The 13,305-nt window shown below is 65.0% G+C and carries 13 protein-coding genes and 1 tRNA gene; 10 read left to right on the top strand and 4 right to left on the bottom strand.

Annotation, left to right across the window (positions count from 1 at the left end; genetic code table 11):
• Window positions 1-283: 283 nt before the first annotated feature.
• The 4 genes from AC5RTS_RS11250 (at window position 284) to AC5RTS_RS11235 (ending at window position 3,012) form a co-directional block, all read left to right on the top strand.
• Window positions 284-739: a class F sortase gene (locus tag AC5RTS_RS11250; protein ID WP_493992117.1), complete on the top strand. Its 456-nt coding sequence runs from the start codon at window positions 284-286 to the stop codon at window positions 737-739.
• 104 nt (window positions 740-843) lie between these two features.
• Window positions 844-1,389, top strand: coding sequence for an RNA polymerase sigma factor (locus AC5RTS_RS11245; protein WP_493992116.1), 546 nt, complete (start codon window positions 844-846; stop codon window positions 1,387-1,389).
• Window positions 1,370-2,212, top strand: coding sequence for an anti-sigma factor (locus tag AC5RTS_RS11240; protein WP_493992115.1), 843 nt, complete (start codon window positions 1,370-1,372; stop codon window positions 2,210-2,212). Before AC5RTS_RS11245 ends, AC5RTS_RS11240 begins: the two co-directional genes overlap by 20 nt.
• Before the next feature lie 38 nt (window positions 2,213-2,250).
• The gene (locus AC5RTS_RS11235) at window positions 2,251-3,012 is read left to right on the top strand and encodes a M50 family metallopeptidase (protein ID WP_493992114.1); all 762 of its coding nucleotides are present in this window, start codon (window positions 2,251-2,253) and stop codon (window positions 3,010-3,012) included.
• Window positions 3,013-3,056: 44 nt separating this feature from the next.
• Here the strand turns inward: AC5RTS_RS11235 and AC5RTS_RS11230 are convergent, their stop codons facing one another.
• Window positions 3,057-3,473, bottom strand: a complete 417-nt coding sequence (locus AC5RTS_RS11230) for a DUF3224 domain-containing protein (RefSeq protein WP_493992113.1) — start codon at window positions 3,471-3,473, stop codon at window positions 3,057-3,059.
• A 118-nt stretch (window positions 3,474-3,591) separates the two neighbouring features.
• On the opposite strand from AC5RTS_RS11230, the gene AC5RTS_RS11225 reads away from it, so the two are divergent.
• The gene (locus AC5RTS_RS11225) at window positions 3,592-4,854 is read left to right on the top strand and encodes a glycosyltransferase family 87 protein (protein WP_493992112.1); all 1,263 of its coding nucleotides are present in this window, start codon (window positions 3,592-3,594) and stop codon (window positions 4,852-4,854) included.
• Here AC5RTS_RS11225 and mptB read toward each other — a convergent pair.
• Window positions 4,820-6,358: a polyprenol phosphomannose-dependent alpha 1,6 mannosyltransferase MptB gene (gene mptB / locus AC5RTS_RS11220; RefSeq protein ID WP_493992111.1), complete on the bottom strand. Its 1,539-nt coding sequence runs from the start codon at window positions 6,356-6,358 to the stop codon at window positions 4,820-4,822. The two genes, AC5RTS_RS11225 and mptB, sit on opposite strands and share 35 nt — an antisense overlap.
• A gap of 918 nt (window positions 6,359-7,276) precedes the next feature.
• Between mptB and AC5RTS_RS11215 the strand changes: the two genes are divergently transcribed.
• The 5 genes from AC5RTS_RS11215 (at window position 7,277) to AC5RTS_RS11195 (ending at window position 10,314) form a co-directional block, all read left to right on the top strand.
• On the top strand, window positions 7,277-7,483 hold the full coding sequence (locus tag AC5RTS_RS11215; RefSeq protein WP_493992110.1) for a hypothetical protein: 207 nt from the start codon (window positions 7,277-7,279) through the stop codon (window positions 7,481-7,483).
• Between the two features lie 62 nt (window positions 7,484-7,545).
• Window positions 7,546-8,127, top strand: a complete 582-nt coding sequence (orn, locus tag AC5RTS_RS11210) for an oligoribonuclease (RefSeq protein ID WP_493992201.1) — start codon at window positions 7,546-7,548, stop codon at window positions 8,125-8,127.
• 140 nt (window positions 8,128-8,267) lie between these two features.
• Window positions 8,268-8,343 (top strand) — tRNA-His (locus tag AC5RTS_RS11205).
• Window positions 8,344-8,541: 198 nt separating this feature from the next.
• Window positions 8,542-9,699 carry an acyl-CoA dehydrogenase family protein gene (locus tag AC5RTS_RS11200; RefSeq protein ID WP_493992109.1) on the top strand — a complete coding sequence of 386 codons (1,158 nt, stop codon included), beginning with the start codon at window positions 8,542-8,544 and terminating at the stop codon, window positions 9,697-9,699.
• A gap of 42 nt (window positions 9,700-9,741) precedes the next feature.
• Window positions 9,742-10,314 carry a peptide deformylase gene (locus tag AC5RTS_RS11195; RefSeq protein WP_493992108.1) on the top strand — a complete coding sequence of 191 codons (573 nt, stop codon included), beginning with the start codon at window positions 9,742-9,744 and terminating at the stop codon, window positions 10,312-10,314.
• Window positions 10,315-10,381: 67 nt separating this feature from the next.
• On the opposite strand, the gene AC5RTS_RS11190 is transcribed toward AC5RTS_RS11195, so the two are convergent.
• Both AC5RTS_RS11190 and AC5RTS_RS11185 read right to left on the bottom strand, forming a co-directional pair.
• Window positions 10,382-11,845: a glyceraldehyde-3-phosphate dehydrogenase gene (locus AC5RTS_RS11190; RefSeq protein WP_493992107.1), complete on the bottom strand. Its 1,464-nt coding sequence runs from the start codon at window positions 11,843-11,845 to the stop codon at window positions 10,382-10,384.
• Between the two features lie 110 nt (window positions 11,846-11,955).
• Window positions 11,956-13,257: an MFS transporter gene (locus AC5RTS_RS11185; RefSeq protein ID WP_493992106.1), complete on the bottom strand. Its 1,302-nt coding sequence runs from the start codon at window positions 13,255-13,257 to the stop codon at window positions 11,956-11,958.
• Between the last annotated feature and the right edge of the window lie 48 nt (window positions 13,258-13,305).

The following is a 13,305-nucleotide window of genomic DNA, read 5'->3' as shown; positions in this document are numbered from 1 at the left end:
CCCCTTTGAACGCTGCAGCCCCGGGGTCACCCCGTCCCGGAGGTCCCGCACCATGTCCGTCAAACCGTTCCGCAGGTTCACCGCGGCAGTATGTCTCTCCGCTGCAGCAGCCCTGGGGACAGCCGCCTGCGGTGGAAGCGCCATGCAGCCCGGGCAGGCCCCCGAGTCCATGTCCGCGACGGCGACTCAGCAGGCTCAGGCTGCGCCAACGCCCGGCGCGGCATCGCCCGGCGCGGCCGCTCCGTCAACGCCTGTACCGGTTGCACCGGCGACACAGGAACCAATGGAATCGGTTCCCGATCCGGTGCGTGTGAGCGTGGAGGGCACGGGGATTGACCTGGAAGTCATCCCGGTTGGGCAGGAGGAGAACGGTGCAATGGCCCTGCCCGATAATCACTACCAGGCAGGGTGGTACCGGTATGGGCCGGCCCCCGGATCCTCCCGCGGCTCCGCCGTCCTTGCGGCCCACATCGATTCACGGACCGAACAGTTGCCTATCGCTGATCTCGACGAGGTGCCCGCAGGAACGCCGCTGACTGTTACCCGCAGCGACGGATCAGTGCAGCGCTACACCACGGAAAAAGTGGAGAACATCCCGAAGGCGTCCCTCGGCGAGTTCGATCTGTTCAACCGTGAGGGAGAACCCCGTTTGAAGCTGGTCACCTGCGGCGGCGAATGGCTCGATTCCGTGGGCGACTACGAAGATAACGTTGTACTGACCGCGGTTCCCGTACCATAGTGTCATTCCCAGACAGCTGCCGGGTTCCTGAGGCAGCCGTTCCTGAGTATGGCAGGAGTACGGCACTGATATCACCGGGCGGAAGTAGTCACCCTGATACCGCGATGGACCATGCCTTTGCTGCGGGGGACGAGGAAGCGCTGGCCGAGGCCTACCGCCGGTTTTCTCCGCTGATACGTTCCCTCGCCCAGCGGAAGCTGTTCGACGGCGCTGCCGCCGACGACGCCGTCCAGGAAGTGTTCATCCGCGCCTGGAAGTACCGCGAAAGCTACGCACCCGATAAATCCACGCTCGCCGCCTGGCTGGTCGGAATCACCAGGAACGTCGCTGCAGGCATGGCGACGTCCGCCGTACGTACCCCTGAAACGCTGGTGGACAGCCCGGTCCAGCCGGAGACCCGTGCCGGCCAAACCGGCGGCACTCCGGACCCTGACCATGTTGCGGACCGCGTAGTGCTTGATGCGGAGCTGGATCGCCTGGGCGAACCCCAGGGTTCCATCCTGCGTCTTGCCTTCCACGAAGACCTCACACATCAACAGATTTCGGAGACACTGAAGCTACCGTTGGGCACTGTCAAAAGCCACATCCGAAGAAGCCTGGTTCAGCTACGCGAGCGATTGGAGGTCAGCGATGCAGCATCTGCCATCTGAGACGCTGGCCCTGAACGCCCTGGGCGAGGCCAGTCCTGAGGAAAGCGCCCACCTTGAGCAGTGTGCTCAATGCTCCGCCGAGGTGGCCGCCATGCAGCGTGTGGTTTCTGCCGGGCGCAGCCCCTCCGGGCCGGACGTATTGCCTCGCCCGCCGTCCTCGGTCTGGGAAGGGATCCATTCAGCCCTGGGCCTGAGTGACGCCGTGCGTGCGGACCCGTTTGAATCCGGGCCCGGGCGTTTCGATACCGCTACCGGTGTCCGGGCCGCACAGGACGGTGAATCCGAGGATGTGCCTGCTCCCCCGACGGAGACGGAACGCCCGGATGCATCCGGCCCTGCCGCAGCCCCGGCCCCGGTTCCGCTGAACACCTTCCGGGACCGCCGCAACCGGCGCCGCGCGCGTTTGCCGCAGATCCTGGGCGCAGCGGCAGCGGCTGTGGTGCTTGCTGCCGCCGGAACCTGGGGCATCTCCCGGATTCTTGCGGACCGCTCGGAGGTGGTTGCCGCCGTGGACCTGGCACCCCTGCCCTCCTACGCGGACACGGGCCGGGCGGAAGTGGACCAGCGGCCGGACGGCGCACGCGAACTGGTGGTCACTGCCAGCGGAGCCGATGCGCAGGGTTTCCGTGAGGTCTGGCTCATTGCGCCGGACATCACCCGCATGGTCAGCCTGGGCACAATGGAGGGCACCGAGGGAAGATTCACCATCCCGGCTAACCTTGACCTCGATGAGTATCCAATTGTTGATATTTCCGACGAACCGTTCGACGGCGACCCCACGCACTCGGGCGACTCGATCCTCCGGGGCGTGCTCGAGCTTTAGCCCGGCCGGCCCCTTGCTGATGCAGGGAACCGCGGAACATGGCTGAACCGGTGGAGTCATTGACCGGCGTCGGTGCCGAATGGTGGTCCAGGGTGCTGGCCGGATTCAGCCGGGTTCCTGCCGTGGAACCGGATCCTGCCGTGCTGCTCGCCGTAGCCGCCGCGGCGGCGCTGCTGAGCATTCCGCGGGCAACCTGGCGCTGGTTCGGGTTGTTCGTCACCTTCGTACACGAACTCGGGCATGCCTTTGCCGCCCTGATGACCGGACAGATGGTCAAGGGAATCCGGCTCCGCTTTGACCATTCCGGTGAGATGCTCTCGCTCGGCCGCGGCGGGTTCCCTGCCGCCTGGGCCGGTTTCTGGGGTTACCCGGTGCCGGCGGTCGTGGGGGCGGCGCTGATCCTGGCGGCATTCAACGGCTGGGCCGGTACCGCCCTGTCCGCCGGGGCACTGGTCCTGCTGGCAGCCCTGCTGTTTATCCGCAACGGCCAGGGTTTCCTCATCGCCATTGGCTGTGCGGGGGTCTCGGTACTGCTGGTCTGGTTCGCTGCCCCCGAAGTGGCGGGATATGTTGCCATGTGCGTTGGCACTGCCCTGCTGGTGGGTGCGGTGCGGGACTGGCTCAACGTCCTGGCCGTGCACACAAAGCGGCGCCGGAACCTGGAAAGTTCCGACGCCTACATCCTCTACCGGCGCACCGGGGTCCCTTCCGCCGTCTGGCTCGCGGGCTTCGCGCTGGTGATTGCAGTATCCCTGGCCGCCGTCATCATGGCCGCTGTTGCAGGCTATCCGGCTCTCTGAACCGGTCCGCCGCGCCTAAGGCAGCCGGGCCGCGGAGGGAAGGCTCAGCCCTGCGGCGGGAACGTCACGCGCAGCTCCAGCCTGTGCTGCCCGTCCTCTTCCTGGGTGTAGATCGCCTTGCCGGAAATCCCGGCCAGGTCATCCGTACCGGAGCCGGGAATGATGTGGCCCGAGCTTGCGGTGGCCGTTCCTTCGGCAAGGCCCCAGTGCTGGATGACCATGGTTCCCGTGCGGCCGGCGACGGTGCCGGCGAAAACCTCGGACCCCACATAGCCGGCGCCCACGGAGTTCCCGGCCATGATGAGATCAGCGACGCTGGTCCCCGTGATGTCGCCTTCAAAGATCTTCACTGCCCGAACAGTGGAGAGTTCGCTGTTGGTGCCCTCCACCTGGTAGGGAGTCGGTTCCCACTCCGAGACGTCAAAATCGGCCACGATCACTTCTTCAGTTAGGTCGGTCATAACACCAGTATCCCGTGTCCGGCCGCGGATTGCATGCCGGACGGTGCGCGCCGGTAGCCTTATCGCTGTGCCCGGACGCGGCACGGCTTAGGTTTCAACGAAGGAGCACCACCCTCGCATGTCCCGGAATCCGGCTTCCCTACAGCGGCGGCTCCTCCGCCCGGCAACCCTCTGGACCGTCTTTGCGGTGGTGCATGCCGGATTCCTGGCGGCCCTCTCGTCGCGGATCCTGAACGGAGATGTCCTCAGTGACGTGTCCTTCTACCGCCAGTGGGCGTTCGACGGCCTCCGGGACGGCTACTGGGTGGGGATCGACGCCGGTTGGGTGTACCCCATCGGCGCGCTGGCACCGATGGTGCTTGCTGCTGCCTTCGGACACTCGGCCTACATGTTCACCTGGTTCCTCCTGTTCACCGGGCTCAATGCCGCCGGCGTCGCCGTGCTCAGCCGCAGGGCCGGCACCCGGGGAACCCTCGCGGCCTACTGGTGGCTCGCGGTCACGGCCCTGCTGGGCCCGGTGGCCGTGGGCCGGGTGGACGGGCTGACCGCCCCACTGGTGATCATGGGGCTGCTGTTCCTGGCCACCCGCCCCGTGCTGGCCTCGGCACTGCTGGCCGTGGCGACGTGGATCAAGGTCTGGCCTGCCGCCGTCATCCTTGCGGTACTTGTGGCGTGGAAGAAGCGGCTGATCCTGCTGGCCACCGGCGCTGCCGTGTCGGCCGTCATTGCAGTGGTCGTCGCCTTCTCGGGCGGTATCCGCCACCTGCTCAGCTTCTTCGGGGAACAGGGGGCCCGCGGTATGCAAATGGAGGCCCCCTTTACGACGCCGGGACTCTGGCAGGCGATCACCGGCACCTCAGACGCGTACATCTTCGAGGACAAAGTCATCAATACCCGCGAGGTCCGCGGCGCCCTGGGCGAGCCGGTGGCAGCGCTGATGACACCCCTGCTGGCGCTGGCCGCCCTCGCCGTCGCACTGCTCCTGATCTGGGCACTGCGCCGCGGCGCCGACTCCCGGGCACTGCTGATTGCCGGCTCGCTCGCCCTGGTCAGCGCCTTCATCGTCTTCAATAAGGTGGGATCGCCGCAGTTCATGCTGTGGCTGGGTGCCGTGACCGCCGTCGGGCTGGCGTGGGAAGGACGGGCGTGGAAGGTCCCCGGCATCCTGATGGCGGCCATCGCCGCGCTGACCACCCTCGTCTACCCGATGTTCTACTCCGCGCTGTACGACGACCTGAACATCGGCGTCGCACTGCTGCTGACGCTGCGGAACATCCTGCTGCTGGTCCTCTTCGGCTGGTCACTGGCCCGGGTTATCCGGCTGACCCGCGACGGCGGGAAGCGGCCTAGTGCCGCAGTTCCCCCGGTGCAGGCGCCGTGAGCTTCTTGCGGAACAGGACCTTTGTCTTCGGATCCACAAAGATCAGGTAGAGGGCGAAGCCGAGGGCGGTCACCGCGGCAATCTGCCGGGCCGCAGTCAGGCTGAACTCGAAGTAGGGCCAGATGTCGAGCTGGTCGCTGATGGCGTAGACCATAAAGAAGGAGACCAGCAGGTAGAGGGTCTTGGCCTGCCAGTCATCGCGCAGCCCTGTCACGGCGAACAGCGGAATAAGCCAGACCACATACCAGGACTGGATCATGGGTGCGAGCATCACGATGGCCGCGAAGGCCAGGGCCAGACGCCGGATCAGGCGGCTGTATTCGCCCACGAACATCTGCCACAGCACAATCCCCACGGATGCCAGCCGGCCGATCGTGTGAACGATGTCCGCCAGGGTCCAGCCGGGCAGTCCCAGGGCGTTGCCCAAGGTGGCCACGAGCATTCCCGCAAAGCCCACCGGGGCGTACCAGATCCAGACACTGCCCGGGGTGCTTAGCGCCCCGACCCAGCCGAAGCCGAATCCGTTGATGAGGCCCATGATCCACAGCAAGCCCAGGGAGATGCCCGCAGTCATGGACCAGTAGCCGAACTTCCGGGGCCAGGAGGCGTTTTTGCCGGCCCAAAGCAGTCCGATAAACGGCAGGAAGATGACGGTGATCGGCTTGATGCCGATCGACAGTGTCACCAGCAGGATGCCGGGCAGGACCCGCTTTGTCGCGGCCAGGTACAGGCCGGCCAGCGCCAGGCCGATCATCAGCGCGTCATTGTGGATGCTGGCAATGAAGTTGGTGAGGAACAGCGGGTTTGCGGCCGTCAGCCACAGGGCACGGTTGGGATTGATGCCATGCAGCTCGGCCAGTTTCGGCACAAAGTAAATGCACATCGCCACACCGATAACGGCGATCAGCCGGAACAGCAGGATGGAGAATTCAGGCTGCCCGCCGGTAATCCGGACCACCAGCTCCTCGAGCCAGAGGAAGACCGGCCCGTACGGCGTGGGGCTCTGGGCCCACAGATCGTCGGCGCCGATCTGCAGATAGTTCGAAATCTGCGAATAGCCGTCCTTGTACGGATTTAGCCCGCTGACCATCACCAGGCCCTGGGCAATGTAGGCAAAGACGTCGCGGCTGAACAACGGCAGCGTAAAGCACATGGGGGCGGACCAGGCGATAATCGCCCGCATCACCACCGGGCGTGACTCGGGGCCCCACCCCTTCATCCGCTGGCCAAGACGGAGCCATGACCGGACCAGCAGCATGCCGCCCGTGGCCAGCAGCAACACCGACACGACCGCACCCAACGGCTGATCAAAACGCATCCAGATAATGATCGGGTTGCTGCGCAGATTGAAGGACGCCAGGGAGAGCCACCCAACGCCGAAGGAGCCGACCAGCATCATGAGGGAACCAATGAACCCCTGGATGATCGCAATGTTGGGGCGGTCGGCCTTCGCTGTCTCCGGGCCAGGAGACGAAGGCTCGGTCGCGGGGACCTGGGCGGTCATCTACATGGTTCCAATCTCTGGGGGATCTCTGGTTCTGCGGGCCCCGGGCAGTTACATTCCTGCACCGTTCCGGCACCGGTTCTGAACACGGGCACAAGAATGCCCGGGCACCGTCAATACGCTGATATTAGCACCGCCGCCCCTCCCCTCCCGGGCCGAATGCGACGCGGCCGCACTCAATCCTGTGAGCCGCGGCACGGGCGCATAGACTGAAGGCCCAGACGTGACTAATGAGGCAAGGCGGTATTGGCTGTGGGGCGCCACCGGGCAGAACCTGTAGGAAAACCTTTTTCAAAATCATCGGAGAAGAAGGCAAAATCTCCGGACAAAAAGGTAAGTACGTCCGGGCCGGACAAGGCCCGCCGAACACCCCGACGCGCATCCGCGCGCACCTCCTTCTCCGCCCGCAACTCCGAACTCATCCTCTGGGGCGCTTTCCTCGCGGCAGTGGGTGCCGGTGCCATGGTCTGGGTCCAGGTGCCGCCCGGTATCGTAGCCACGGTTTCCGGGTTGCTGCTGTTCGCTTTCGGGATCGCCTGGCAGTTCAGCTCCGCACAGGACCGCTCCCCCGCCGCACAGCCCGGACTGGCAGCACGCGGTGTGACAGCGGCGGAATCACCACAGTCCGCGCCGACACAGTCCGCTTCAGCAGCACCCGGTTCAGCAGCGCCCGACTCAGCAGCGCCCGAACCGGCGGCCCCGAAACCCTCAACGGCGACCCGCCCCGCCGCAACAGCTCCCGCCGCAACGGCATCGGCTGCAGCGCCGATTATTCTGCCCGCGGATGCAGCAATTCCTGTACCGAACGCCCCCGTACCGGATCTTTCGACGCGCGTACCCGGCACCCGGCGCCATGCCCGCATTGGTGCCGTTGCGGTTCCCCCGCCCTCGCCCGGGCCGGTCCGTATGGGCGCCGGGATGGCCGCAGCGCAGGGACGGCGTGCCGCCGCGGCACCGGTTTTCCACGAGATGCCGGCCGAGCCGAGCCGCTGGACGCGGACCTTCGGCCCTCCCGAAACCGGGCAGATCCCGCTGCAGCCCTACCTGACGGGTACTCCGGCCTCCTTCACCACCGCAGATGCGGAGCTTCCGGACAGGCGCCAGCGCAGCCATTCAAGCCTGTAGCGGCTCCTTCCTGGGGCGCGCGGACGCGGTACATTGGAATTGTGCCGATAACTAATGAACGTATGGTCTGGATCGATTGCGAAATGACCGGTCTGGACATTAAAAACGATGCCCTGATCGAAGTGGCCGTCCTGGTCACGGACTCCGAACTGAACATCCTCGGTGACGGTGTGGACGTGGTGATCAAACCCGATGAAGCCGCGCTGTCCCAGATGGGTGATTTTGTGCGCCAGATGCACACCACCTCCAAGCTGCTGGACGAACTCCCGAACGGCATCACGATGGCCGAGGCCGAGGCCGCCGTCATCGAATACATCACCAAATGGGTCCCCGAGCCGAAGAAGGCACAGCTGGCCGGCAACTCCGTCGGTACTGACAAGATGTTCCTGGCCCGCGACATGCCGGAGGTCATCGACTATCTGCACTACCGGATCATCGATGTGTCCACCATCAAGGAACTGGCCCGCCGCTGGTACCCGCGCGCCTACTTCCAGGCGCCGGCCAAGAACGGCGGCCACCGTGCCCTCGGTGATATCCGGGATTCCATCAATGAGCTGCGCTACTACCGCGAGGCCGTTTTCGTCCCCGCGCCGGGGCCGGATTCCGCCACCGCCAAGAAGATCGCCGCGGGAATTGAAAGTTAGCTCCATCACAAAAACGGTGTTTGGTGCCGGTTGTGTCAGAAGCACTCAAAAAACCGTGTAAGCTTGATTCCGCTGCCTCAGATAAATGAGTCCGCAAGACCACTCGCCTGGACTTCGCGGATGAACGTTTGAGGCACATGGTGGGTATAGCTCAGTTGGCAGAGCGCCTGGTTGTGGTCCAGGAGGTCGCGGGTTCAACCCCCGTTACTCACCCCAATGGGGCTGGCGGTTACAGCTTCGAAAGGCCGCCTCGGATGATTCCGGGGCGGCCTTTGCTGTTTGTGTTTCACTGTTAGCGGCAGGTTCGCGCAACGCAGCCGGAGGGCCCCGGCCCCAGCTGCCAGAACCTTCAGCACCGTCAGCACCGTCAGAACCACACGCCGATGCGTGGCTTATCAATGAGGAGGCTCCGCCGTGGAGCGCAGACTGTTCGAAGAGGACCATGAGCTGTTCCGGGACGTCGTCCGGGAATTCGATGCCCGCGAGGTTGCCGCCGGCTATGCCGAATGGGATGCGGCGCACATGATGCCCCGCCGTTTGTGGAAGGCAGCCGGCGAGCAGGGCCTGCTGGGTCTGGCGGTTCCCGAGGAGTTCGGCGGAGCCGGAATGCCGGACTACCGTTTCCGCGCCGTGATGGACGAGGAATTTGCCCGCTCCAACCACCTGGCCGTGGCCCTGGCCTTCCATCTGCATGATGACCTGGTGCTCCCCCACCTGCTGGCCTACGGGTCTGATGACCTGAAACAGCGCTGGCTGCCGGATATGGTTTCCGGCGACAAGGTTACCTCCGTGGCCTGGACCGAACCCGGCGCCGGCAGCGACCTGCGCGGCATCCGGACCAAGGCAGTCCGCACCGACGACGGCGACTGGCTGATCAGCGGCCAGAAGACCTTCATCGGCAACGGCATCTCCGGCGACGCTTCCCTTGTCCTGGCCCGTACCGACGGCGGTACCGGGCGCGGGCAGCGGGACTCCTTCAGCATGTTCATAGTGGAGAAGACCGAGGGGTACAGCACCGGCCGCCAGCTGGACAAGATGGGCCTGAAGGCATCCGACACCGCCGAACTGTTCTTCGACAACGTCCGCGTTCCTGCCGGTAACCTCGTGGGCGAGATCGGCCGGGGGCTGAAGTACGCCGAGGGCCAGCTCCCGCAGGGCCGGCTCGCCATCGCCGTTGCCTCCTCCGCCGTCTCCCGCGCCGTCTATGAGGCAACCCTGGACTACACCCGGGACCGCAGCGCCTTCGACAGCCGGGTGGCGGACTTCCAGAACACCCGCTTCGCGCTGGCCGATATTGCCACCGAGGTCGAGGTCACCGAAGCCTACGTCGACTCAGCGGTCACGGCCTTCAATGAAGGCAAACTCGACGCCGTCGCCGCCGCGAAGGCCAAGCTGTGGGCCAGCGAACGTGCCAAGTCCATTACGGACAGGTGCCTGCAGCTGCACGGAGGCTACGGCTACATCCTGGAATACCCCGTGGCGCAGGCGTTCCTCGCGGCACGGCTGCTGACCATTTTCGGCGGCACCAGCGAAATCATGCGGGAAGTGATCGGGCGCGACATCGCCCGCTAGGCAAAGCGCCTCCCGTTCCATCCATAGGAAAGAAAGACAGCAATGACCGTTCGTCCCATCGTCATCCATGGAGAACCCGTCCTGCACCGGCGGGCAGCCGAGGTGGAAGAGTTCAATGACGAACTGCGCACCCTGGTTGCGGACATGTACGAAACCATGGACGTAGCCAACGGTGTGGGCCTCGCGGCCCCGCAGATCGGTGTCGGGCTTCGCCTCTTTACCTTCGCCTACGAAAACGACGACGACGCCCCGGACCGCGGCGTCGTCATCAACCCGGTGCTCATCACCTCCAAGGTGCCCGGCTCGGCGCCCGATCCGGACGAGACGTCCGAAGGCTGCCTGTCCGTGCCGGGTGAGAACTTTCCCGTCAACCGGGCGGACTGGGCCAAGATCAAGGGCTTTGATGAGAACGGCGCCCCCGTGGAATTCGAGGCAACCGACTGGTTCGCCCGGGTCATCCAGCACGAATACGACCACCTGGACGGCAAGCTTTACGTGGACCGGTTGACGGACCGCTGGAGCCGGAAGGCGCGCAAGGCCATCAAGGCCCAGGGCTGGACCGTTCCCGGTAACACCTGGATGCCCGGCGTGGATCCGGATCCGTTCGGCCACTGAGCAGGCTGCACCACAACGGAAGGCCCGCAGGTTTCCCTGCGGGCCTTCCGTTTTTGCTTTGCTGCTCCTAGCCGGCGATGGAGGCCAGCGACTGGGCCTTCGGGTAGGCCGGAGGATTCACCTGTGCCATCTCCTCCAGGACGCGGACCACCTGGCAGCTGTAACCGAACTCGTTGTCGTACCAGACGTACAGCACAAGGTTCGTACCGTTGGAGATAGTCGCGAGGCCGTCCACGATGCCTGCACGCTTGTTACCGACGAAGTCGCTGGACACTACTTCGGGTGAGTCGATGTAGTCGATCTGCTTGTGCAGGGGCGAGTTCAGCGACGTTTCGCGCAGGTAGGCGTTGACTTCGTCCTTGTCCGTGGCCGTTTCCAGGTTCAGGTTCAGGATGGCCATGGAGACATCGGGGGTGGGCACGCGGATGGCGTTGCCGCTGAGCTTGCCGGCCAGTTCCGGCAGCGCCTTGGCCACGGCCTTGGCGGCACCGGTTTCGGTGATGACCATGTTCAGGGCAGCGGACCGCCCGCGGCGGTCCCCGTTGTGGAAGTTGTCGATGAGGTTCTGGTCATTAGTGAACGAGTGCACGGTTTCCACGTGTCCGTTCACAATCCCGTACTTATCGTTGAGGACCTTCAGCACCGGGGTGATCGCATTGGTGGTGCAGGAGGCGGCGGTGATGATCCGGTCCTCGTCGGTAATGGATCCGTGGTTGATGCCGTGGACGATGTTCTTCAGGTTTCCCTTGCCCGGTGCGGTCAGCAGGACGCGGGAGACACCCTTGGCGGCGAGGTGCTGGGACAGGCCCTCTTCGTCGCGCCAGCGTCCGGTGTTGTCCACTACGACGGCGTCGCTGATGCCGTAGGAGGTGTAGTCCACCGTCGCGGGATCGTTGGAGTAAATGACCTGGATCAGGGTGCCGTTCGCGAGGATGGTGTTCTTTTCCTCGTCTACGGTGATGGTTCCGTTGAACGCGCCGTGCACGGAATCCCGGCGCAGCAGGCTGGCCCGCTTAACCAGGTCGTTCTCAGAGCCCTTCCGCACCACGATGGCCCGCAGCCGGAGCCCCTGGCCGCCGCCGGCCTTTTCCACCAGGATCCGGGCCAGCAGCCGTCCGATGCGGCCGAAGCCGTAGAGGACGACGTCGGTGCTCGTGCGTTCATCGGCACCGCGCTTGCCGGCGACGTCGGCGAGTTCGGTACGCAGGAACTCGCCCAGGTCGCCGCCCTGTTCCTTGTACTTGTTGCTCAAGCGGGCCAGATCGATGGAAGCGGCCCCGAGATCAAGTTCGGTCAGTGCCTTCAGCAGCGGGTAGGTCTCGGAAACCGGCAGCTCCGTCTCATCGATCTGCCGGGCAAACCGGTGGGCCTTGAGGATATCGATGACGGACTTGTTGACGAGCGGGCGTCCGTGGACCGAAGTCACCACGCTGTTCTCCCGGTAGAGCCGCCCGATCAGCGGGATCATGGCCTCGGCGAGGGCCTCCCGATCCATCCAGGAATCAAGGCACGTATCGGAATTGGAGCTCACAGATCTTCACATCCTTTTCTCAGCCGGCACTGCGTTGTGCCGGTTGGCGGTATTCCCTACAAGTGTATTAGGACACATCAAGCCCATCGGACAGCGAAGCGAGACGTTGGTCACAATACGGTGGGGCGGGTCCGGCCGGACTGCTCCGTATCCGCGTCCGCCGGCTCCAGGTCGGCCAGCTCGCGCACGCGGCGCAGCGGTCCGAATGCGGCTACCAGCGGCGCCAGTGCTGCAACCAGGACTCCCGTAAGGATCGCTCCCCGGATCCCGACGAGGTCCACCAGAAGCCCGGCCGCAAATGCGGCAATGGCGAGCATGCCCCACGTCACCATGCGTAAAGCTGAGCCGAGCCGTCCCAGCATCTGCGGCGGACAGACCCGCTGGCGGAAGGTGGTTGAAACAACAATGTTGAGGGAAATGGAAAAGCCGGCAATAAACAGGCCGATGAAGCCGGCAGCCATTCCCCACCCCGGCGAAATCAGAAGCACGCCTGCATAACCTGCCACCGCGGGAAACATGGAATAGCGCCACACCCGGCCGGATCCGAAACGGCCGGCAATCCATTTCACCGAAAGCCCGCCGACGGTTCCGCCAACAGCTGTGGCTGCCGTCAGCAGGCCCAGCATGGCGGGGGTTTCCCCGAGGGATCTGATGACCAGGAGGACCAGCAGCGACACGACGATGTTTCCGCCGAGATTCCACAGTGCACCAGTGAACAGCAGCATCCGGAGCGGCACCGTGCTGAAGATGTAGCTCAGGCCCTCGCCCATCTCGCGCAGGACCCGGCGCTCCTTGGAGCGGGCGGGCTCCGGTTCGGTCAGGTCCAGGCGGAGGATCGCTGCCAGGGAGGCAACTGACGCCGCCACCTGTAGGAGCATCGCGTTGGACGCTCCCCAGACAGCCGTCACCCAACCGCCCAGGGCCCGCCCGCCGGCGTCGCCCATGGCGCCGGAGCCTGTCATCAGACCGTTGCCGTCGACCAGTTCCTCACGGTCCACTGCGGCGGGGATGAGGGCCTGCTCGGCCAGGGTGAAAAAGACGGCAGCGAGCCCGGCAAGGAAGGACACGGTGAAGAGCTGCGCCACTGTCAGCACATCCAGCCACCAGGCCACCGGCAGGCTGGCCAGCAGCAGTGTCCGCAGGGCCAGCGAAAAAACTATCACCGGCCGCCGCCGGTACCGGTCCACGAGCACACCGACGGGAAGGCCGAACAGCAACCACGGCAGGAAGGGCATACCGGCGAGGATTGCGACCGTCGCATTCGAGGCGTCCAATTCAGTAACCGCAATAACAGGCAGCGCGACGCTGGTCACTGCGACACCGAAAATGCCCGCCGTCGAGGAAATCCATAACCGCCGGAAATTGGCGTTGCGGAATACCAACGGCTTCTTTGCCTCCGCGGTATTGGACATTGCCACAGAATAGCGGAGCGAGTGGGGAAAACCGCCCAGTCTGCGTCG

This window comes from Arthrobacter sp. MDT1-49-2 (assembly GCF_059090185.1).
This window is presented reverse-complemented; position numbering and strand designations above follow the sequence as displayed.